Genomic DNA, 22329 nt, shown 5'->3' with positions numbered 1-22329 from the left:
CGGCCGGTCAGTCGATATCTGAAATTGAAAGGCGGCATCCCGGTGCCGCCTTTATCTTTTGTTTACCATGATTTCCGGATGGTGATCGTCGCGCAGGGCGGTTTCGAGTTTGTCTGGCTCGCGGAATGGTGGCAGGCATGTCTGCCCAATGCAGAGATACGCAGCCGGCCGCTGAGAATCGATGGCTATATCGCCCGGCATTTTCTGCGCGCTGCCATCAGCCACCACAACATCAAACCGCCTGGGATCCAGGTTTCGATTCGCTACCGGAACAAAAACAGGGTCTCTCTTCGGCTCAACCATTATGAGTTTGGCCGCGTTCTGAGCCAATGTTGCCGCATAGACAATGCCGGCCTGACCATAAGTCTGCGTGGTTGCGCGACCGAGCGCTGCCTGCGCCACCTTCGCGACCCGATTGTCCGGTTCGTCGCCGGAAAGAATGGATAGCGCCAGCAGAGCTTCGATGACCTGGCTCGTGGCGGACGGTATGGCCTCGTCTACGTCGCCGCGTATGCGCATGGGGACATCAGTCGCGTCGCTCGCGGTCAGATAATATCCTTCTCCGCTATCGTCCGAGTACCAGGTTTGCAGCTCGCGTGCCCAGGCGCGTGCCTGACCCATGAGTGCGGGCTCAGCGGTCGCCTGATAAAGTGCTCCGGCGGCAGAGATCATGCAGGCATAGTCGCTCGAAAGACCAGGGAACACCGCTCTGCCGCCACGGGAACTGTGTGAAAGGCGGCCGTCCTCCATCGATTCGCATACGAAACGAAAAGCCCCGCGCGCTGCCTCCAGCCACTCGGCCCGATCGAGCAATCGCGCTGCATCGGCGAGCGCCGCAATCGCGAGCCCGTTCCAGTCTGTTAGAACCTTGTCGTCCCGTCCGGGTTGATCCCGCCCGTTTCTTATAGAGAGAAGCGTGTCCAGCATGGCGCGCAGCTCTGCTTCCTTCTGGTCGCCGAGATAGCGCGCGTGGCCGCGACGGTGAAGTATCGGGTTTCCTTCCCAGTTCTCGGGCTGTGCCAGTGAGAAGATTTCGAGAAAACCATCGGCTCTGCTATCGAGCGCGCTGCGTATTTGTGCTTCCGTCCAGAGATAGGTCTGTCCTTCAACCCCGGCGGTGTCGGCATCGAGGCTGGATGCAAAGGCACCACCTTCAACCCTCATTTCGCGGAGAAGCCAACCCACCGTCTCTTCGATTCGTATCCGAAACAACGCATTGCGCGTATCGCTGTAGACCCAACACAACATGCGCAGAAGCTGGGCGTTGTCATACAGCATTTTTTCAAAATGCGGGACGAGCCATTTGTCGTCGGTGGAGTAACGTGCAAGGCCGCCACCCACATGATCGTAGATGCCGCCTGCGAGCATCGACGTCAGACTTTCCACCACGGCGGTCCTGTGAGCGGGGTCATCGCTCAACCAGAGGACGCGCATGAAGGGGATATTGGGAAACTTGGGCGCCCCGCGCAGACCGCCAAATTCGTGATCGATCATTGCGTGGATGTTGCCGGCGAGAGTTTGCAGGATTTCCTGCGGTGATCCTGCCGTCCCTGGTGCTGGAGCGAGACGGGCTTGCACATGGGCGCCAAGCGCGCCCGCGCTTTTCACAAGTTCGGCGCGCTTGCCCTGCCAGGCAGCATTTACGGCTTCAAGCACCTGAAGAAATCCTGGTCGTCCGTATCGCTGTTCAGGCGGGAAATAGGTCCCGCCCCAGAAGGGCTTTCCGTCGAAGTCGAGAAACATGGTTAGAGGCCAGCCGCCCTGTTCGCCCATGGCGGAGAGCGCGGCCATGTAGATCTGATCGATTTCCGGCCGCTCTTCCCGGTCGACCTTGATGTTGACGAAATAGCGGTTCATCGCTGCGGCGATTTCCGGGTTCTCGAAAGACTCGTGAGCCATCACATGACACCAGTGGCAGGCTGCGTAGCCGACCGAGAGGAGAATGGGCCTGTCGCTTTCTCTCGCCTCGCTTAGGGCCGCTGCCGACCACGGCCTCCAGTGAACCGGGTTATTCCGGTGCTGAAGCAGATAGGGGCTGGCTTCGGTAGCCAGAAGATTTTTTGCAGGCAGCGGCATTGGGGCTCCTTGCGTATCGAACCGTTATGGAAAATATCTAGCCCTGACACTGGCGCCACGGTAGGGCGCTTTGGACGTGAGAGCAAATGAGATGAGAGAAACCATATTCGCACTTTCCAGCGGCGCGTTGCCGTCGGGCGTCGCTGTTGTGCGATTGTCGGGCTCCGGCACCTGCTCAGCGCTCGAAGCTCTGGCAGGAAAACTCCCGGAACCGCGCCATGCGACGCTGCGAACATTGCGGGACAGCCAGGGCGCCGTTCTCGATCGATCTCTTGTCCTCTTCTTTCCAGGCCCAGAGAGCTTTACGGGGGAAGACTGTGGCGAACTCCATCTCCATGGCGGGCGGGCTGTTGTGCAGGCCGTTCTGGAGACGCTTTCGGGCTATCCCGATTTTCGCCTTGCCGAGGCGGGCGAGTTCACACGGCGCGCCTTTCTGAATGGAAAGTTCGATCTCACGGAGGCCGAAGCGCTCTCCGACCTCATTTCCGCGGAAACCGAGGCGCAGCGCCGTTTTGCTCTGGCAAACGCGGAAAGCCGGCACAGGGCTCTTTATGACGGATGGCGAAAGACACTCATCCATGCGCGGGCAATGATCGAGGCGGAACTCGACTTCTCGGATGAAGAAGACGTTCCGGGCTCGGTCGCCGAACGTGTATGGAAGGAGATCGCCGAGCTACGGAGCTCGCTCGAACGTCACGCCGCCGGGTACCGAACTGCCGAGATCATCCGCGATGGGTTTCGCGTGGTTATCCTTGGGGCGCCCAACGCCGGCAAGTCGAGCCTTTTGAACACGCTGGCCCGCCGAGACATCGCCATCGTGACGGAAGAGCCCGGGACGACACGCGATGTTCTCGAGGCTGTGCTGGATGTAGGTGGGGTCAAGGTGATCGTGACAGACACAGCCGGCATTCGTGAGAACCCCGGGAGGGTCGAGGCCCTGGGGATTGACCGTGCGATCGATCGCGCCCGGGAGGCTGATCTCATCCTTCTTCTTGAAGACTGCAATGCGCCGGTCAGGGTTCGGCTTCCGGAAGGTATTCCGCATCGACGGATAGGCAACAAGCTGGACCTGGCAGACAAGACACACCATCAGGGACAATATGACTTTCTCATCTCAGCCCATACAGGTGAGGGTATTGATAGCCTTTTAAGCGAGATGCGTGAGCTCGCTGTGCAAGCGACATCAAATGCCGGTGAAGCACTCCCTTTCCGGGAGCGGCATGTGCAGCTTATCCTGGATGCGGCGGGACACGTGGATACGGCAGCGAGACAAACAAACCTCCCGCTTGAAGTTCGGGCGGAGGAGCTGCGGCTTGCAGGCGATGCGCTTGGACGAATAAGCGGCACAATCGACGTCGAAGATCTTCTGGACACCATCTTTTCGCAGTTTTGTATTGGGAAATGACTCACGTGAAACACCGCAAAGCCAGTTTAAATCGGTGACTCACGTGAAACACTGTCTGCCTGATCGATGCGTGACTCACGTGAAACAAACGCGTCAGGTCCGGACGCTTACGCAACAATGTTTCACGTGAAACCGAAAGAGCTTCGCAAATCCCTTGACTGCTCCTCCAGAAAAAGACATGTCTGACGCTCTCCAATCGCCGCGAAGTATCGGGCTTCCATAGCATTTCTCCACGCTGTGCAGGCATCGATGGAATCGGATTATGACGAACAGCAGCTATGATGTAATTGTTATCGGCGGTGGCCACGCTGGTGCAGAGGCGGCTTCCGCCGCCGCGCGTTCTGGTGCCAGAACAGCGCTGGTTACGCTTCGCTTCGATACCGTTGGTGCGATGTCCTGCAATCCGGCAATCGGAGGGCTGGGCAAGGGACATCTTGTTCGGGAAGTGGATGCCCTGGACGGCATTATGGGCCGCGCTGCCGATGCGGCGGGTATTCAGTTTCGGCTCCTCAATCGGCGCAAGGGTCCAGCTGTGCGGGGACCGCGCACACAGGCCGACCGCAAGCTCTATCGCAATGCGGTGCAAAGCGCGATCAGGGCAGTGCCCGACCTCGAAGTGATTGAAGGGGAGGCGCTGGAACTGCGAATCAGCGATGACCGCATCGCCGGAGTTGTGGTCTCCGGAGAGCGCTATCTGACCTGCGGCTCCGTTGTGCTGACAACCGGGACATTTCTGCGCGGCCTCATTCACATTGGGGAGAAGACGATCCCGGCGGGCCGTATGAACGAACAGGCGGCCGAGCGGCTTTCGATTTCAATGGAAGCGGCGGGTTTTCGCCTGGGGCGACTGAAGACGGGGACGCCACCACGTCTCGACGGCCGTACGATTGACTGGGCTTCGCTGGACATGCAGCCGGCGGACGACGACCCGACACCCTTTTCCCTGTTGACGGATCGGATCACCAACCGCCAGATCGAATGCGGCATCACACGCACCACCGGCGAAACGCATGCGGTGATCCGCCAGCATCTGCATCGCTCCGCCATGTATTCCGGCGCGATAGATGGAATCGGGCCACGCTATTGTCCTTCGATTGAAGACAAAATCGTCAAGTTCGGAGATCGCGAGGGCCATCAGATTTTTCTCGAGCCGGAAGGGCTCGACGATCATACGGTCTATCCGAACGGTATCTCCACATCGCTTCCCGAAGATGCGCAACTCGCGCTTCTGAAGACCATTCCCGGCCTTGAGCGGGCAGTAATGCTGCAGCCAGGCTACGCGATCGAGTATGACCATGTCGATCCGCGCGATCTTGAGCCGACGCTGGAGACGCGAAAGGTTCGTGGTCTCTTTCTTGCGGGGCAGATCAACGGAACGACCGGATATGAAGAAGCGGCGGCGCAAGGCATGTTGGCCGGGATCAACGCAGCCCGCGCGGCTTCGGGTAGCAAGATGGTGACGCTGGGCCGTGCCGATGCCTATATCGGCGTTTTGATTGACGATCTGGTAACGCGGGGTGTGAGCGAGCCGTATCGCATGTTCACATCGCGGGCGGAATATCGGCTTTCGCTGCGTGCCGATAACGCTGATACGAGGCTGACACCGCTTGCCCTTCGGCTTGGCATTGCATCGGCGGAGCGGGAGAAGCGGTTCACGGAGATGGAGCGTTCGATGGATGCTGCGCGTTCGCTTCTAAAGGACAGGTCCTTGAGCCCGAATGAAGCAGCCCGGCATGACATCAATCTCAACAGGGATGGGGTTCGTCGTTCTGCTTACGAGCTCTTATCCTATCCGGATATGGATATAAGCCGGCTTATTAAGATTTGGCCGGAGCTGGTCGAGATTCCATCAAGCCTGGTGGAAAAGATTGAAACGGAAGCGCGGTACGCCGTTTATCTGGAACGTCAGGGCAATGACGCAGCCATGTTGCGGCGCGAGGAAGCGCGCCTCATTCCCGCTGAATTGACATTTGACGGGATCGCCGGACTTTCAAACGAATTGAAGCAGAAGCTGAAGGACCGGAGACCACGAAGCATCGCCGATGCTCAAAGGATTGATGGAATGACGCCTGCCGCTTTGGCTTTGATTATCGCAAGTCTGCGCCAGTTCGAAACACAGAAAGGCGCTGCCTGATGGATTCAGCGCGGTTTTCGCGGCTTTTGGAGATTTCAGGGCCAGTTTCACGTGAAACATTTGATCGTCTGGTTGCATTTGAGGGGATTTTTCGGCGCTGGTCACGGCGAATCAACCTGGCCGCCCCGTCAACGCTGAACGATCTCTGGGAGCGTCATATTCTTGACAGCGCCCAATTGCTGCGTCTCGCACCCGATGCGCTGAAGTGGCTCGACGTGGGATCTGGTGGTGGATTTCCCGGTGCCGTCATGGCGATTCTTCTGGCTGAAAAGCCGGGCGCCGAGGTGCATCTCGTTGAGAGCAATCGGAAAAAGGCGGCGTTCCTGGTGTCCGCTCTGAATGAAGTGGGCGTTGCGCCACGGGTTCATGCAAGGCGGATTGAAGACACATATGATGCGATTGGTGCGCCAGATATCGTCACAGCGCGGGCGCTCGCGCCTCTGCCGCTTCTTATCGAACTTACGGAGCCCTGGCTGACGCAGGGCGCGCGGGCGCTCTTTCACAAAGGACGGGATTACCGCCGGGAAGTGGAAGAAAGCGGTAACACGTGGCGATTCGATCTGGTAGAACATGAAGATAAGGTTGATGCGGCAGCCATCATTCTTGAAGTGAGCAATCCGCTCCGGCGATAGCCGGCTTGCCGCAGAGCCTTCCAGTAGGGTCAGATCGGGGTAGCAGCAGCGATGAACAGCGGCACGCGAATCATCACAGTCGCAAACCAGAAGGGCGGGGTCGGCAAAACGACAACGGCCATCAATCTCGCCACGGCGCTCGCTGCCATTGGCGAGAATGTTCTCGTGGTTGATCTGGATCCGCAGGGCAATGCCAGCACCGGGCTTGGCATCGACCGTCAGCAGCGGCTTATATCATCCTATGATGTTCTAACGGGCAATGCGGGTGTTCTGGAGGCGGCCATGGCAACGGCGGTTCCCGGCCTTTCCATCGTGGCATCCACGCTCGATCTTCTCGGCATCGAAATGGAGATTTCGAGTGCACCGGATCGCGTTCTAAAATTGCGTAACGCCTTGAATGAAGACGGTATTCCGTATTCGTACGTGCTGGTTGACTGCCCGCCTTCACTGAACCTTCTGACCTTGAACGCAATGGCTGCGGCGGATTCGATCCTCGTGCCGCTGCAATGCGAATTCTTTGCCCTTGAAGGTCTCAGTCAGCTTCTGGAAACGGTGGAGCAGGTGCGCGGTTCGATCAATCCGCATCTGGGCATTCAGGGCATCGTGCTGACCATGTTCGACCGGCGCAACAATCTGGCCAATCAGGTGGTCGAGGATGTCCGCGCACATATGGGCGACACGGTCTATGAAACGATTATCCCGCGCAATGTGCGCGTTTCGGAAGCGCCATCCTACGGAAAACCGGCGATTCTCTACGATCTGAAGTGCTCCGGCAGCCAGGCCTATCTGCAGCTTGCGTCGGAGGTGATTCGCCGCGAGCGCCGACTGCGGGCGGCATGAGATGGATGCGAAGATATTCGCAGGAAGACTGAGTTTTGTGGTTGATGGTGTTGTGACATGAACGAAGATCCCTCACGCAAGCGCCTGGGGCGCGGTCTCGCCGCGTTGATCGGTGAGATGGACAAGCCGGAAACCGAGCAGAAAGAGGCGGTGCGTGCCGACCGTTCTGTTCCAATCGAGTTTGTTTCTCCCAATCCGCGCAATCCGCGTCGGCAGTTCGTCGAGAGCGACCTGAGCGATCTGGCGCAGTCCATTCGCGAGCATGGAATCGTGCAGCCTGTGGTCGTGCGCTCGGGCGACGCGCCGGGCCGCTTCGAGATCATCGCCGGTGAACGGCGGTGGCGTGCGGCACAGCGGGCCGGGTTGACGGAAGTGCCGGTGATCCTGCGGGAAGTGGATGACAAGGCCGCGCTGGAACTCGCCATCATCGAGAACGTCCAGCGTGCCGATCTCAACCCGCTCGAAGAAGCGCGCGGCTATCAGCAGCTTATCGATGAGCACAATTACACACAGGCCGATCTGGGGCAGGTTATCGGCAAGAGCCGAAGCCATGTGGCCAATACATTGCGGCTTCTGAAACTGCCGGACGCGATTGGCGATCTGATTATTGACGGTTCCCTGTCGGCGGGTCATGCGCGCACACTGGTGACGGCGGAAGATCCCGTTGGTCTCGCGCAGCGTATCGTCGAGGATGGACTTTCGGTGCGCCAGGCAGAAGCTCTGGCCGCTGCGCCGCGCAGTGAGGAAAAAACGCCGCGGCAGCCGAAGAAGGAGAAAGACGCTGACACGCTGGCGCTGCAGAAGCTTCTCAGCGACCGCACCGGCCTCAACGTCGTGATCAATCACAAGGAGCGTGGCGGGGAAATGAAGATCGCCTATCGCTCTCTGGAGCAGCTCGACGAACTGTGCCGGCTTCTGCAGCAATAGTGCCTGGGATCGGCCTGGTCTCTTTCGCCGGGCCGATCATCCTCGATCCCGTTCCCGGCATTCGTTGAGCGGCAGGTAAGCCTCGCAGGCCTGATGCGTAGGCAATTCAACGTCTTATGTGGTTTCCGACAGCTTAACGGCGCCCGCGGGCACCCTCGACCGTCAGGGCAAGCAGTGCCTGGCGGGCGATCGAGCCGGCCAGCGCCGGCTTCTGGCGTGTGCGCAGGATCGTCGCCTGCAGGCGCTCCGCGGCGTTCTGCAGTGCCGTGCTGCTCCAGCGGCCCAGTGCGTTTTCAACGGTTTTGCGGCGCGAGAAGAAGACCGGCGGCCTGGCGCCGGCAACGGCTGCGCTGGCTGACACGCCCTTGCTTTCCATCGCGGTCCTCATGACCTGCAGGGCATGGATCTGACGGAGCGTTGCGGAGAGCACGAGAAAAGGCGGGTTTCCAGCAGCAAGAAAGCGCTGAAACGCGCTGTCGAATGCCTGAAAACGGCCGGAAATAATCGCGTCCACCGCCTCATCGCTGCTCAGACCCGCGACGTCTCCAATGAGCAGGCGGATGTCCTCCGGTGTTACCTCGCTGGCACCGGCGCAGTAGAGGGTCAGTTTCTCCAGCTCGCCGCGTGTCGCCAGCCGGTCGCCGCCAAGGTTGGCTTTGAGAAGCTGGCGTGCTTCCAATGAGATTTTCAGGCCCGCGCCGCCAAGGGTTTCGTCGATAACCGCATCGATGCCGCGCCCGTCATCCGCGTAGCAGGGCAGGGCCATGGCGCCTGCGCCACGCTCGACCGCCGAACGCAGGGAAGAGCCTTTGCGAAGGTCGCCGCCTTCGATGAGAATTGCGCAGTCCGCGGGGGGCTCTGCGATGAGCGCGGTGACATCGCTGACCAGCGCCTTCTGGTTGCCTGCGCCTTTCACCCAGATGAGGCGCTGATCCGAAAACATCGGCACGGTCTGCGCCTCGTCGGCAAGACGCCCCGGCTGCTGTTCTACTTCATTGGCCTCGATGCGCACAACGGTGAAGGGGTCATCCAGCGGCAGGCCTGTGCCCGCAGCAAAGCGCCTGGCGCGCTCACTGACAAGCCCGCGATCAGGCCCATATATCAGGATGACCCGATATGCCTGCTCCGGCTTTGCAAGCCAACGGTCGACTTCGTGCGCTTTCTTCTGTGCCATGTCGGCTGGATACCACAGCGAATCGCCAAGGGCACGTGTGAAAAAGGCCGGGCTGCGTTCGGATCGCCGGCCGCTCGCCCCGGGATCTGCCCGGGGCTCTTTCATGTAGGGACGCAAGAGTGTGCGCGGAGTATCCGGCTGAGAAAGGGCTGTGCGGGCAAACCTGGCGGATTTCAATTCATATGCATATGAAACCTTTTGCGACCTAAAACAGCCTAGGGTTCCAATTGTATTGAGCCGGCAGTCTTAGCCGGACAATAGGGACAGAGAACGAAACGGAAGTGTCATCAAAGACCGAGAGTGCCGGGTTACCCGCCTGCGAAGATATTTGCATATGCATCCTTTTTCAGTTAGACCGTTTCAAGCTGCCTGTGGTGTTTCGCTGCGGCCTCAAACGTTTCTGGGAGGAGACTTATGAGCCAGTCCATTATCCGTGAATTTGCGGACCAGTTGCTGTCAGGTAAGGTCGAGGTCGTCGACCTGTCTGCGGTGCTGGGTCCCGGCACCCCGCTTCTCAAGCTACCGCCGGAGCTTGCCGTGGACACGCCGAAGATCGAGATTCACAAGATCTCCGCTTATGACGACAATGGGCCGTGGTGGGCCTGGAACTGGCTCAAGCTTGGCGAACATTCCGGCACCCATTTCGATGCGCCGATCCACTGGATCACCGGACGGGACCATCCCGATGGTTCTACCGACACAATCGACCCCGGGAATTTTGTCGCTCCAGTCAATGTGATCGACTGTTCGAAGGAAACGGCAGAGAATCCCGATTTTCTGCTGACGGTCGACCACATCAAGGCCTGGGAGGCCGAGCACGGTGAGATAAAGAAAGGCGAATGGGTCGTTCTGCGCAGCGACTGGTACAAGCGAAACGGTTCGGAAGAGCGCTTTCTGAACGCCGACGAAACCGGTCCGCATTCGCCGGGGCCAACGGCCGAAGCGATCACCTATCTGCTCGACAAGGGGATCGTCGGCTGGGGCAGCGAGACGATCGGCACCGATGCCGGTCAGGCCGGTGGAATGGAGCCGCCATTCCCTGCGCACAACCTCCTGCACAAGGCCAATCGCTACGGTCTCGCCAGTCTCGCCAACCTCGACAAACTGCCGCCGAAGGGAGCGATCCTGATCGCGGCACCGCTGAAAATCGAGCATGGCACGGGCAGCCCCTGCCGCGTTCTGGCGCTTGTGGCTCGGGATTAAGCCGGCAGCGCCATGCCGAACCCTGACAGAAGCATCACGGGCAGCGGCTTCAACGCGCTGCCCGCCGCTGAGAAGAGGGTTTTCATCCGCAATTGCCTGACATTTCGTGTGTCATGGAAGGTAGGGTAGCGGTTCAGACAATCTGCTGGTGAGAGGCTTTGATGGACGAACGCTTGGATAGCAGGAATTCGAGAATTGAAACGCTGGGCCAGATGGGGCTTCAGCAATTCGCGCCCTATCTGATGAACCGCATCATGGGGCGGTACAATGCGACCCTGCGGCAGGATCTGCGCCGGCAGGGGCTGACGGTACCGCAGGTGCGCGCGCTTGCCGTCCTGGCGGTCGGGGATGGCATGTCGATCAACGAATTATCCGTCTACACGGTGATCGAGCAATCGACCATGAGCCGCACGCTTGACGCATTGGAGACCCAGGGCCTGGTCCGGCGCGAAGCCTGTCAGGATGACAGCCGTACCCGAAACATCTTCCTGACCGACAAGGGGCGGGAAGAGTTCAACCGTGCATGGCCAGCCATGCACGAAGCCTTTGCCGAAATGTTCAGGGGTATTGACGAGGCGGAATACTCGGCCTTCGTCGCCACGCTTCAGAAAATCCTCGGCAACATCAGAAAGCACGATTTTTAGCGAGCCCGCCCGCAGTGTGGAACTGCGGTGCCAGCGACGGGAGACTGCATCATGGCTGAACGTTCGTTTGTGAAGGAGGTCCAGAAGCTGCGGCTCGGGGCCGGCGAGACCTTCCACGGCGAAGGGATTCTCGCCATCACCAAGGCGCTTCTGCAATGCGGCGTGGGGTATGTGGGCGGTTATCAGGGTGCTCCCATCAGCCATCTTATGGACGTTCTGGCTGACGCACAGGACATTCTGGGCGAGCTCGGCGTGCATTTCGAGGCCAGCGCCTCGGAGGCGACGGCAACCGCCATGCTGGCAGCTTCCGTACACTATCCCATTCGTGGCGCCTGTACGTTCAAATCGGCGGTGGGTCTCAATGTCGCTTCGGATGCGCTGGCCAATCTTGCCTCTGGCGGTGTGACCGGTGGTGCGCTCATCATCGTTGGCGAGGATTACGGTGAAGGCTCCTCCATCATGCAGGAGCGCAGCCATCCGTTTGCCATGAAGAGCCAGGTATGGCTGCTCGATCCGCGACCCAACCTGCCTTCCATCGTCAAGGCCGTGGAAGATGGATTCGAGCTTTCGGAAGTCTCCAACACCCCGGTCATGCTGATGGTGCGCATTCGCAGCTGCCACGTGACCGGCAGCTTCGAGACGAAAGACAACAAGCGCCCGGAAATGACCGTTGCAGACGCGCTGGAAAATCCGCGTCGGGACACCAACCGTATCGTTTTGCCGCCCGCTTCCTTCCTGCATGAGAAGGAGAAGGTGGAGAAGCGCATGCCGGCTGCGGTCGATTTTATTCGCTCGCGCAGGATCAACGAATTTTTCGGGCCAGAGCGGGGCAAGGCCGGCATCATCCTGCAGGGCGGCATGTACAACAGCGTCATCCGGGCGCTGCAGCGCATCGGCCTTGCCGATGTCTATGGCGATACGGATGTGCCGCTCTATGTGCTCAACGCCGTCTATCCACTCATCGATGACGAGGTGATCGACTTCTGCGAGGACAAGGACTCCGTCCTGATCGTGGAGGAGGGGCAGCCCAACTATCTTGAACAGGCCATCGCCTCGATGATGCACAAGAAGGGTGTCGACACACGCATTCTCGGCAAGGACGTTTTGCCGATGGCGGGTGAATATACCGGCCAGATCATGCTCGACGGCATCAGCGCCTATCTGCGCGCCAATGCGCCGGAGCTTCTGGCGGCGCAGGTTCTGGCCCCCAATGCGCCGGGCGAAAACACGCTGGCAGCGGATCTCGCGAAGGTGGTTCCGGGCCGGCCGCCGGGGTTTTGCACGGGCTGTCCCGAGCGACCGATCTTCGCTGCCACCAAGCTGATCGAACAGGAAATGGGACCGCACCACATCTCGTCGGACATCGGCTGTCATCTGTTCTCGATCATGCCGCCCTTCGAGCTTGGCGCGACAACGATGGGTTACGGTCTCGGACCGGCTTCGGCCTCGGCCTTCAATTCACCGGACGCGAAGCGGCGCTCGATCTCCTTCGTCGGCGATGGCGGTTTCTGGCACAACGGCCTGACCTCCTCGATCGGCAATGCGGTGTTCAACGAGAATGACGGTGTCATTGTCGTGGTCGACAATTTCTATTCGGCGGCGACTGGCGGGCAGGACATTCTCTCCTCGCGTGCCGACAATCCCACCAAGTCGACGAAACATCCGATCACCGATGCGGTGAAGGGAATGGGCGTGAAATGGGTTCGGCATATCGATCGCACCTATGACGTGACCAAGGTACGCGCCGCACTGCGCGAGGCGTTGACGACAAAGGAGAAGGGGCCGAAGGTGATCGTCGCCTCCTCCGAATGCATGCTCAACCGCCAGCGCCGCGAAAAGCCCCTTGTGGCAAAAGCGATCTCGGGTGGCGAGCGGGTGGTGAAGCCGCGTTTCGGTGTGGACGAGGATGTCTGCACCGGCGATCACGCCTGTATGCGGCTTTCGGGCTGTCCGTCGCTTTCGGTCAAGAAGCTGGATGATCCGCTGCGGGACGACCCGGTGGCCTCGATCGATCACACCTGCGTGGGCTGTGGGAATTGCGGCGAGGTGGCCGATGCGGCGGTTCTGTGCCCGTCCTTCTACCGCGCGGATGTGGTGCACAATCCGGGCTGGTGGGACCGCCTTGCCAACAGGGTGCGCAGCACGGTGACCGGCTTCCTGCAAACCCGCCGCGAAAAGCGGCGCCTGACATTCGCAGACGCTTGAGGGAACGATTATGGCCAGGCGTATGAAAGCAAAAGAAGAGCACAAGATCATCAAGCTTGCCATCCTCGCCGTGGGCGGGCAGGGCGGCGGTGTTCTCACCAACTGGATCACCGATGTGGCCGAGCGCAACGGCTACCTTGCGCAGGCAACATCCGTTGCGGGCGTGGCTCAGCGCACCGGCGCGACGATCTATTATGTGGAGATGTGTCAGGACACCGGTCGCCGGCCGGTTTTCTCGCTGGCGCCGGCGCAGGGCGACATCGACATTCTGATTGCTGCCGAGCTGATGGAGGCGGGGCGTGCGGTGATGCGCGGCTTCGTGACGCCCGACCGTACGACGCTGATTGCCTCCGCTCACCGCATCGCTGCCGTTTCCGAAAAAATCGAGCCGGGCGACGGGCGCGCGGACTCACCCACCGTTCACCGGAATGCGCGCGAAGCGGCGAGCCGCTACATCTGCTTCGACATGGAAAAGGTGGCTGTCGAAGCCGGCTCAGTGATCTCATCGAGCCTGTTTGGGGCACTGGCGGGCTCCGGCGCTTTGCCGTTCCCGCGCGCAAGCTACGAGGAAACCATCGAGGCTTCCGGGCGCGGGGTGAAGGCGAGCCTTGCGGCATTCGGCAGGGCGTTCGAGCTCACGGTTTCCGGTGAGCGTGTGGAAGAGGAGGGGCCCAATGCTGCGCCGGCTTCAAGGCAGATCGCGGTCGAGGGGCCGGAGCGGCTGGTGGCGCGGTGGAACGCATTGGCCGCCCGCGCGAGGGCCTATCCCGAACCTGTGAGAGCCATGGCGCTCGCCGGGTTGCGCAAGGTGGTCGACTATCAGGACCTTGCCTATGGCGTGGAATATCTCGACCGGCTCGAGAGGGCGCTGGCGCTGGACAGCGCAGAAAAGGGCCATGCCCTGGGAGAAGCAGCGGCCAAGCATGTGGCCAACGCCATGTGCTATGACGACATTCTGCGCGTTGCCGATCTGAAAACGCGAACTGCACGCGCTGAGCGCATCCGCAAGGAGATGAAGGTCGGCGAGGCCCATGTCCTGCAGGTGACGGAGTTCTTTCACCCGCGCGTGGAAGAATTCTGTGGCACGCTGCCGGCGAGGCTTGGCCGCTTCATCGAAAACCGGCCGGGCCTTGCCCACTGGGTCGACCGTCGCATCAATCGCGGCCGGCGCATCCGCACCGACAGCCTGTTCGGCTTTGGCGCGCTGTGGCTGATCGGCACGCTGCGACCATGGCGCCGGTCGCTGTTGCGGCATCAGGTGGAAGAGGCGCATCTGGAGCGCTGGTATGCGCTGGCGCTCGACACGGCGCAGCGCGACTATGCGCTGGCGGTGGAAATTCTCAATTGCCGACGGCTCATCAAGGGCTACAGCGACACGCATGTGCGCGCGCACTCCAAGTTCGACCGGGTGCTCTCCGGCCTGAACCTGCTGGAGGGTCGTGAGGATGCGGCAGACTGGCTTCGACGGCTGCGTGACGCCGCGCTCAAGGACGAGAAGGGCGAAATGCTCGATGGGGCGCTCAAGACAGTGGCGACGCTGGAAGCGGCCTGAGCACATTTTGCGTGGGGGCGGGGCCATGCCGGAAACGGCGTGGCCTCTTTCGTTTGCAGGTACCGGAATTTGCAGGCACTGGCATTTGCGGGGACTGGTCTTGCCCGCGCCGCCATTCCTGATATTAGTCGCCTCGACTTCCAAGGCTCCGGCGTGCGGAGCCGGCCGGCCATGCCGTACCTCTCATACCGGGAAAGACCATGACGAAACTCAAAGACGTGAAAAAGGTCGTGCTTGCCTATTCGGGCGGTCTCGATACCTCGATCATCCTCAAATGGCTGCAGACGGAGCTCAATGCCGAGGTGGTGACCTTCACCGCCGATCTCGGCCAGGGCGATGAGCTGGAGCCGGCGCGCAAGAAGGCCGAGATGCTCGGCATCAAGGAAATCTACATTGAGGATGTGCGCGAGGAATTCGTGCGCGATTTCGTCTTCCCGATGTTCCGTGCCAATGCCGTTTATGAGGGCGTCTATCTGCTGGGCACGTCGATTGCACGCCCGCTGATCTCCAAGCGTCTGGTAGAAATCGCTGCCGAAACCGGGGCTGACGCCATAGCCCACGGCGCGACCGGCAAGGGCAACGACCAGGTGCGTTTCGAGCTTTCGGCCTACGCGCTCAATCCCGACATCAAGGTGATCGCACCCTGGCGTGACTGGGAGTTCAAGTCCCGCACCGACCTGATCAATTTTGCCGAGGCACACCAGATCCCGGTGCCCAAGGACAAGCAGGGCGAGGCGCCTTTCTCCGTCGATGCGAACCTGTTGCACTCCTCTTCCGAAGGCAAGGTGCTGGAGGATCCGTGGGTCGAGCCGCCGGAATATGTCCATCAGCGCAGCGTTTCGCCAATGGATGCGCCCGACGAGCCGACCGAGATTACCATCTCGTTCAGGGCGGGTGACGCCGTGGCCATCAATGGCGAGGCGCTTTCGCCGGCGACGCTGCTCAAAGCGCTGAACGATCTTGGCCGCGACAATGGCATCGGCCGCATCGATCTCGTGGAAAACCGCTTCGTGGGCATGAAGTCGCGCGGTGTCTATGAGACGCCCGGCGGCACCATTCTGCTGGCGGCGCACCGCGCGATGGAGTCCGTCACGCTCGACCGCGGTGCAGCGCATCTCAAGGACGAGCTGATGCCGCGTTATGCGGAGCTGATCTACAATGGCTTCTGGTTCTCGCCAGAGCGCGAAATGTTGCAGGCCGCCATCGACAAGAGTCAGGAAGATGTGGAAGGCGAGGTGCGCCTGAAACTCTACAAGGGCAATGTGATCGTGACCGGCCGCAAGTCCGACAAGTCGCTCTACTCGGACGCTCTGGTCACCTTCGAGGACGATCAGGGGGCTTACGACCAGAAGGACGCAGCCGGCTTCATCAAGCTGAATGCCTTGCGCCTGCGTACGCTGGCCGCAAGGAAGCGTGGCCGTTGATCGTTCCAGCATTTGGATAATGAAAAAGCCGGCCGTGATGCCGGCTTTTTTGTGCGTTGAGCAGCAGGAAGCAGGGTTTGGCGTCTGCCAGCCCTTCGCTATGGCTCCGGGCGTTCGTCGCTCAAAAAGCCAAATCTTTGGCTTTTTGCCCGCTTTGCGGGACGCTCCTCACCCATCGATTTCCCTGGCCATGATGGCGATGGCCTGCTGATAGACGCTTGCCGCGTTCCAGCCCTGAATGGCGCGGAAGTTCGGCTGCCCCGGCTGATAGCCGGCACCGCGCTGCCAGCCATGGGCACGCAGGAAGTTTGCGGTCGAGGCAAGCGCATCGGCCTGCGAACGGATCATGTCGACCCGGCCGTTGCCGTCGCCATCGACGCCATATTTCAGAGCGTTGCCAGGCAGGAACTGGGTCTGGCCGATCTCGCCATGGGCTGCGCCCCTGGCATTGGGATCAAGCATGCCGCGATCCACCATTGTCAGCGCGCCGTAGAGGTGGCCGGTGAAGAACTCCGAGCGACGGCAGTCATAGGCGAGCGTGGCAACAGCGGAGACGATGTTCTGATTGCCGAGGAAGCCGCCAAAGCCTGTCTCCATGCCCCAGATGGCGATCAATGGGCCGGCAGGCACACCGTAGCGCTTCTCGATGTTTGCGAAGAGACTTGCATACTTCTTCTTCATTCCCTTGCCGCGCGAAATGATCGCGTTCGAGCCCCGCTTCTGCATGAACGAGTTCAGCGAGAGCTTGAAGCTCTTCTGGCCACGGTCGGCGGCAATCGTCTTGCTGGCATAGCTGGTTCTGGCCAGGGCGTTCAGCCCGCGCTTGCCAATGCCGCGCGATGCCGCTTCCTGGCTGAACTGTGCCTTCCAGGCTTCAAATCCCCCGGCATTGTTTCCACACTGCGCGGCGGAGGCCTGCCCCGCCATGAGAAGTGAGGCGCACACCGAAGCGGCCAGGACCACCGCTCTTCCCCCGAAAGCCATGTTGCTCTCCTTAAGATAAATGATGGCTAGATAATGTGATGCTGGCAGCGATTACACAACATACCGGCGGCCGCAAGCGTTGAGTTTCCTAGCATAGCGGTCATTACCGAACCGTTTCGCGGGCCGAATTGCTCAATTTCCGGTTATTTGTTGCGGAACCGATCGCGGCCCTCCCCGTTTGATGCCCCAGTTGAAACCGACTGGAGATGAGTCATGAACAAGGTGTTTCTCAAGGGCGCTGCCGCCGGTGTGGCGTTGCTGGCTTTCGCTGGTGTGGCAGGTGCGGAAATGCTTGCAAGGGCGACCGCAGATCTGAACATTCGCTCGGGCCCGGGTCCGCAGTATCCGGTCGTCGGGGTGATCAGGGTCGATGAAGAGGCCGCCATAGAAGGTTGCCGGGAAGGCAGCAAATGGTGCGCTGTCAGTCATGCGGGCGTGAATGGCTGGGCTTATTCGGACTATCTGACGGCACCTTTCGATGGCGCCGGGGAGTATGTGGTGGTGACCGACCGCCCGGCGGAGGCGCTGCCTCCGGTTTCCTATGAAGCCACGTCGAGTATCGAAATCGAGCCGGTTCGTGGCGAGCTGATCGGCCGCAAGACCGCTCTCGGCACGGTTGAACCCATTGCTCCTCCGCCCGCGGAGGTCACAACCTATATCCAGACAAACCGGCTGGAACCCGTTTATCTCGAGGGTGAAGCCGTCGTTGGCGCCGTGGTTCCTGAAACCGTGGAGGTCCGCGAGATCCCCGACTACGACTACCGCTATGTCTATGTGAACCAGCAGCCGGTTCTGATCGAACCCGAGACGCGGCGCATCGTTTATGTTCTGCGATGACAGGTTAGAGCAATTCCAGGAAAAGTGGGAACCGGTTTTCCGTCCGGAATTGCGAAAAACAATAAGTTGGAGCGCTTTCGCGATTCAACGAAAAGTGGAAGTGCTCTAGACCGGGATCGAGCTGTCGGTGCGATGTTCAGCACCGATGACCGGGCGCTGCGGCGATGGTCTCGCCGCAGCGTCAATTTTTCAGACGATCTCTCCGCAACGGCTTGACGAGGGCGAATAAAGAAGACAGTTTTTGTCATATTATTAGCTGACTAAATATATTGTTGAAGACGAACTACCGAAAATTTTCAGACAGAGATATTCGCCTGCGCCGAGAGTGCGTGCAGGCCAATGCGTAATATCGCAAAAACAGGAATCTACCGTGATAACACCACAGTCCGGACGAGCGCGCGCTCATCCATTCGCGGCGGTTGCGACTGCCTTCGTCATTTCATCATTTCCCTATTCCGCGGACGCGCGGCATTTGAATGATCAGCCTGTCGGCCCTGTATCGGCTGCGATGCAACGATCGCCGTCGGCCCGGATGCCGCTTCCGCCGGAAGACATTGTGCCGCGCCATCACGCTTACCGACAGTCTGAACCTGGCCGACAGTCTGAACCTGGCGTGGCGGCCGGACAGCAGGTCGCATCCAGTTGGGTGATAATCTGGCTGGCGGCACGCTACTATCCCGGCTTCTGCGAAGACCTGCCAACGCATCTTCTGGAGATGTGCGGCGAAGAAAAGCGAAAGGCGGAACTGGAAAGACGCCGGCAGCCGACAGACGAAAACTGAGCCACTTTGTGCTGCGCAGGCGCGTTCTTTTGACTGGCCTCAATCTCACGATCTGACGCGCTTTGCGCAGCCGAAGCCATGCTCTCCTTGACTCCAGAGACGATTTCCTGTCTACAGGCCCAGAATTTCCGCGACGAGTGACAACTCCGAGCAGCCGACCAGGGCGCCTTTCAGCGGAAAGTGACGATCCTGGAGGTCAACACCCGGCAGCGCGATGCGCCCCCGGGTGCTTTTCGGCTTTGCGCGATGTTTGAAGCTCAGGCGCGGATGCATTACCTCTCGCATGAACACGAATAATGCGAGACATGAGGAACGCGGATGTTTGAATCGCTTCAGGAACGCCTTGGTTCCATCCTGAATGGCCTGACGGGCCGCGGTGCGCTGTCGGAGGCGGATGTCTCTGCGGCCCTGCGCGAGGTGCGCCGTGCGCTGATCGAGGCGGATGTGGCGCTCGACGTGGTGCGTTCCTTCACTGATCGCGTGCGCGAAAAGGCCGTTGGCGCCGAAGTCCTCAAGTCGATCAAGCCCGGCCAGATGGTCGTCAAGATCGTCCATGACGAGCTCATCGAGATGCTCGGCACGGAAGGCGAGACCATCGATCTCAACGCACCGGCACCGGTTGTCATCATGATGGTCGGTCTTCAGGGGTCCGGTAAAACCACCACCACCGGCAAGATCGCCAAGCGCCTGACCGAGAAGCAGGGCAAGAAGGTGCTGATGGCGTCGCTCGACACGCGCCGCCCCGCCGCTCAGGAACAGCTCAAGCAAATCGGCGAGCAGACCGGTGTCGCTACGCTGCCGATCATTGCCGGCCAGACACCGGTCGAGATCGCCAGGCGCGCCACGCAGGCGGCTCGTCTCGGCGGCCATGACGTGGTGATCCTCGATACGGCCGGCCGTACGCATATCGACGAGCCGCTGATGGTCGAGATGGCCGACATTAAAAGCGCGTCGAACCCGCACGAGATCCTTCTCGTTGCCGACTCGCTGACCGGTCAGGATGCCGTCAATCTCGCCAACAACTTTAACGACCGTGTCGGCATCACCGGCCTCGTCCTGACCCGTATGGACGGTGACGGGCGCGGCGGCGCGGCGCTCTCCATGCGCGCTGTCACCGGCAAGCCGATCAAGCTGATCGGTGTTGGCGAAAAGATGGACGCGCTGGAGGAGTTCTATCCCAAGCGCATCGCCGACCGCATTCTGGGCATGGGCGATATCGTTTCGCTGGTTGAGAAGGCCTCCGAGACCATCGATGCGGAAAAGGCCGCGGCGATGGCCAAGAAGATGCAGGCCGGCAAATTCGACCTGAACGATCTCGCCGAGCAACTGCGCCAGATGCAGAACATGGGTGGCATGGGCGGCATCATGGGCATGATGCCGGGCATGGGGAAAATGAAGGACCAGATGGCTGCTGCCGGTCTCGACGACAAGATGTTCGGCCGCCAGATCGCCATCATCCAGTCGATGACGCCAAAGGAGCGCGCCAATCCTGAGCTGCTCAAGCACAGCCGCAAGAAGCGCATCGCGGCCGGCTCCGGCACGGATTCGGCGCAGATCAACAAGCTACTGAAGATGCACCGCCAGATGGCCGACATGATGAAGGCCATGGGCGGCAAGGGCCGCAAGGGCGGCATGATGCGCGGCCTCATGGGCGGCATGGCGCAGAAGATGGGCCTCGGAGGTATGCCGGGGGGCCTTGGGGGTGGCATGCCCGACCTGTCGAAGATGGACCCCAAGCAGCTTGAAGCCTTGCAGAAGCAGGCCGAAGCCGCTGGCCTCGGCGGCGGTCTGCCCAAGGGCGGTTTGCCGAAGGGCCTTCCGGGAATGCCGGGTGGTGGCTTGCCGGGGTTGCCTGGCGGTCTGCCCGGACTGCCGAAGAAGAAGTAAGGGAATCCGATGAGCGACAACACGGATCAGGTCACGGCAAAGCTACTCGAGCTGCGCGCCTCCATCGACAATATCGATGCGGCACTCGTGCACATGCTGGCCGAGCGTTTCCGCTGCACGAAGGCGGTTGGTCATCTCAAGGCCGTGCACGATCTGCCGCCGGCCGATCCTGCGCGCGAGGAGCGCCAGATTGCGCGGCTGCGCCGTCTCGCCGACGATGCAAATCTCGACCCGGATTTCGCCGAGACGTTTCTCAATTTCATTATCCGCGAAGTGATCCGTCATCACGAGGCGATTGCCGAGGAGCACGGCAATGGCTCCAAGACCGGTGAGAAGGCCTGAGCATGACACCGGTCCTCGAAAGCGAGCGCCTCATTCTGCGCGGCTGGCAGCGGGAAGACTTTCCCGCCTATGCAGCCTTTTGCGCGGATGCGAAACGCACGCTTCATACCGGCGGACCGAAGGACGCCTTCCAGGCATGGACCGCTTTCTCGTCCATGGTTGGCGCATGGGCGCTCAATGGCTACGGCATGTTCGCCGTGCAGCCGAAAGACGCCGATGCAGTTGCCGGTTTCGTTGGCCTCTGGCATCCGCCGGCGATCGACGAGCCGGAGCTTGCCTGGAGCCTCTATGAGGGCTTCGAGGGCAAGGGATATGCGGTGGAGGCAGCACGCCGCGTGCAGGTCTGGGCAGCCGAAGACCTGAAACTGCCGCCGCTTATGAGCTTCGTCCATCCGGACAATCTGGCCTCACAGGCCGTCGCAAAGAGGCTGGGTGCCGAGCCCATGCCTCCCACAGAACTGCGCGGCGAGCCGCGCCTGAGATTCCGGCACGTGTTGCCGGCTTGAAAGCCATTATCGAAAGGAAGAAACCATGGCACTGAAAATCCGTCTGGCCCGTGCGGGCTCCAAGAAGCGTCCTTACTACCATGTGGTGATCGCCGATGTGCGCAGCCCGCGTGACGGCCGCTTCATCGAGAAGGTCGGCTCCTGGAACCCCATGCTCCCCAAGGATGGCGAGCGCGTCGTTCTGAACGAAGAGCGCATCAAGCATTGGCTCGCCAATGGCGCGCTGCCGACCGACCGCGTCCTGCGTTTCCTCGATGAGGCCGGCATTGCCAAGCGCGACGCGCGGAGCAACCCGAACAAGGCGAAGCCCGGCAAGAAGGCGCAGGAGCGCATCGACGCTGCCAAGCAGGCCGAGGAAGAGGCAAAGGCTGCCGCAGCCGAAGCGGAAGCCGCTGCCGCCGAGGCACCGGCTGAAGAGACCGCTGCAAGCGAGTAAGCTTTGCAGGCATGTCTATTGAGAATGGCGGGTCGAAAGGCCCGCCATTTTTATTTGGGGGTTTTTGAGGTTGGTACTGCCCCTCATCCGCCTGCCGGCACCTTCTCCCCGTTTACGGGGAGAAGAACGAAGCGGCGACGTTTATGCCCCCTTCTCCCCGCGCGCGGGGAGAAGGGGGGATGAGGGGCGAGCGCAAACTTCGACACACAAAACACGGCGCAAAAGAAAAAGCGGACCCGAAGGCCCGCTCAGACCACTGACAAACCCCGTCGATTTTCGGCGGGGTTTTGTTCAAGTGTGTGCGGTTTCTGGTTTTTGCCTGTCAGGAACAGGCGTCATC

20 protein-coding genes are annotated in these 22329 nt (G+C 60.6%); 16 read left to right on the top strand and 4 right to left on the bottom strand.

The window, feature by feature from the left end; all coding sequences use genetic code 11:
* Nucleotides 1-51 precede the first annotated feature (51 nt).
* Nucleotides 52-2076: a thioredoxin domain-containing protein gene (locus AC07E3_RS17965; RefSeq protein WP_478363798.1), complete on the bottom strand. Its 2025-nt coding sequence runs from the start codon at nucleotides 2074-2076 to the stop codon at nucleotides 52-54.
* Between the two features lie 91 nt (nucleotides 2077-2167).
* On the opposite strand from AC07E3_RS17965, the gene mnmE reads away from it, so the two are divergent.
* The 5 genes from mnmE (at nucleotide 2168) to AC07E3_RS17940 (ending at nucleotide 8014) form a co-directional block, all read left to right on the top strand.
* Nucleotides 2168-3481 (top strand): tRNA uridine-5-carboxymethylaminomethyl(34) synthesis GTPase MnmE, encoded by a 1314-nt coding sequence (gene mnmE, locus AC07E3_RS17960; RefSeq protein WP_478363796.1) that lies wholly within the window; start codon nucleotides 2168-2170, stop codon nucleotides 3479-3481.
* Between the two features lie 262 nt (nucleotides 3482-3743).
* Nucleotides 3744-5615, top strand: a complete 1872-nt coding sequence (gene mnmG / locus AC07E3_RS17955) for a tRNA uridine-5-carboxymethylaminomethyl(34) synthesis enzyme MnmG (protein WP_478363794.1) — start codon at nucleotides 3744-3746, stop codon at nucleotides 5613-5615.
* Nucleotides 5615-6247, top strand: a complete 633-nt coding sequence (rsmG, locus tag AC07E3_RS17950) for a 16S rRNA (guanine(527)-N(7))-methyltransferase RsmG (protein WP_223005646.1) — start codon at nucleotides 5615-5617, stop codon at nucleotides 6245-6247. The genes mnmG and rsmG overlap by 1 nt, the downstream gene beginning before the upstream one ends.
* A gap of 51 nt (nucleotides 6248-6298) precedes the next feature.
* A complete protein-coding gene (locus AC07E3_RS17945; RefSeq protein WP_336070918.1) occupies nucleotides 6299-7087 on the top strand; it encodes a ParA family protein in 789 nt (262 codons plus the stop codon).
* Between the two features lie 57 nt (nucleotides 7088-7144).
* Entirely contained in the window at nucleotides 7145-8014 is an 870-nt protein-coding gene (locus tag AC07E3_RS17940; protein ID WP_478363791.1) for a ParB/RepB/Spo0J family partition protein, read from the top strand.
* Between the two features lie 133 nt (nucleotides 8015-8147).
* On the opposite strand, the gene holA is transcribed toward AC07E3_RS17940, so the two are convergent.
* The gene (holA, locus tag AC07E3_RS17935; RefSeq protein WP_065817091.1) at nucleotides 8148-9188 is read right to left on the bottom strand and encodes a DNA polymerase III subunit delta; all 1041 of its coding nucleotides are present in this window, start codon (nucleotides 9186-9188) and stop codon (nucleotides 8148-8150) included.
* Nucleotides 9189-9602: 414 nt separating this feature from the next.
* Here holA and AC07E3_RS17930 point away from each other — a divergent pair, with 414 nt between their 5' ends.
* The 5 genes from AC07E3_RS17930 (at nucleotide 9603) to AC07E3_RS17910 (ending at nucleotide 16216) form a co-directional block, all read left to right on the top strand.
* Entirely contained in the window at nucleotides 9603-10391 is a 789-nt protein-coding gene (locus AC07E3_RS17930) for a cyclase family protein (RefSeq protein WP_336070921.1), read from the top strand.
* A 161-nt stretch (nucleotides 10392-10552) separates the two neighbouring features.
* A complete protein-coding gene (locus AC07E3_RS17925; RefSeq protein ID WP_065816769.1) occupies nucleotides 10553-11035 on the top strand; it encodes a MarR family winged helix-turn-helix transcriptional regulator in 483 nt (160 codons plus the stop codon).
* 51 nt (nucleotides 11036-11086) lie between these two features.
* On the top strand, nucleotides 11087-13240 hold the full coding sequence (locus AC07E3_RS17920) for a thiamine pyrophosphate-dependent enzyme (RefSeq protein WP_478363788.1): 2154 nt from the start codon (nucleotides 11087-11089) through the stop codon (nucleotides 13238-13240).
* Between the two features lie 22 nt (nucleotides 13241-13262).
* The gene (locus tag AC07E3_RS17915) at nucleotides 13263-14792 is read left to right on the top strand and encodes an indolepyruvate oxidoreductase subunit beta family protein (RefSeq protein ID WP_478363786.1); all 1530 of its coding nucleotides are present in this window, start codon (nucleotides 13263-13265) and stop codon (nucleotides 14790-14792) included.
* A 200-nt stretch (nucleotides 14793-14992) separates the two neighbouring features.
* Entirely contained in the window at nucleotides 14993-16216 is a 1224-nt protein-coding gene (locus AC07E3_RS17910) for an argininosuccinate synthase (RefSeq protein ID WP_336070929.1), read from the top strand.
* Between the two features lie 168 nt (nucleotides 16217-16384).
* On the opposite strand, the gene AC07E3_RS17905 is transcribed toward AC07E3_RS17910, so the two are convergent.
* A complete protein-coding gene (locus AC07E3_RS17905; RefSeq protein ID WP_336070931.1) occupies nucleotides 16385-17200 on the bottom strand; it encodes a lytic murein transglycosylase in 816 nt (271 codons plus the stop codon).
* Nucleotides 17201-17413: 213 nt separating this feature from the next.
* Between AC07E3_RS17905 and AC07E3_RS17900 the strand changes: the two genes are divergently transcribed.
* Nucleotides 17414-18037, top strand: a complete 624-nt coding sequence (locus AC07E3_RS17900) for a DUF1236 domain-containing protein (protein WP_336070933.1) — start codon at nucleotides 17414-17416, stop codon at nucleotides 18035-18037.
* 613 nt (nucleotides 18038-18650) lie between these two features.
* Nucleotides 18651-18818 (top strand): hypothetical protein, encoded by a 168-nt coding sequence (locus tag AC07E3_RS17895; protein ID WP_478363783.1) that lies wholly within the window; start codon nucleotides 18651-18653, stop codon nucleotides 18816-18818.
* Nucleotides 18819-18929: 111 nt separating this feature from the next.
* Here the strand turns inward: AC07E3_RS17895 and AC07E3_RS17890 are convergent, their stop codons facing one another.
* A complete protein-coding gene (locus AC07E3_RS17890; RefSeq protein ID WP_478363781.1) occupies nucleotides 18930-19091 on the bottom strand; it encodes a hypothetical protein in 162 nt (53 codons plus the stop codon).
* A gap of 45 nt (nucleotides 19092-19136) precedes the next feature.
* Between AC07E3_RS17890 and ffh the strand changes: the two genes are divergently transcribed.
* The 4 genes from ffh to rpsP are packed head-to-tail and all read left to right on the top strand — an operon-like array spanning nucleotide 19137 to nucleotide 21989.
* Nucleotides 19137-20705 (top strand): signal recognition particle protein, encoded by a 1569-nt coding sequence (gene ffh, locus AC07E3_RS17885; RefSeq protein ID WP_478363779.1) that lies wholly within the window; start codon nucleotides 19137-19139, stop codon nucleotides 20703-20705.
* A 9-nt stretch (nucleotides 20706-20714) separates the two neighbouring features.
* Nucleotides 20715-21047, top strand: coding sequence for a chorismate mutase (locus tag AC07E3_RS17880; protein ID WP_478363777.1), 333 nt, complete (start codon nucleotides 20715-20717; stop codon nucleotides 21045-21047).
* 2 nt (nucleotides 21048-21049) lie between these two features.
* Entirely contained in the window at nucleotides 21050-21553 is a 504-nt protein-coding gene (locus AC07E3_RS17875; RefSeq protein ID WP_478363775.1) for a GNAT family N-acetyltransferase, read from the top strand.
* Nucleotides 21554-21578: 25 nt separating this feature from the next.
* Nucleotides 21579-21989: a 30S ribosomal protein S16 gene (gene rpsP / locus AC07E3_RS17870; protein WP_478363773.1), complete on the top strand. Its 411-nt coding sequence runs from the start codon at nucleotides 21579-21581 to the stop codon at nucleotides 21987-21989.
* The last annotated feature ends 340 nt before the right edge of the window (nucleotides 21990-22329 follow it).

It is taken from the genome of Nitratireductor lacus (assembly GCF_056431025.1).
Note: the sequence above shows the minus strand (reverse complement) of the source record. Positions and strands in the feature narration are given on the sequence as shown.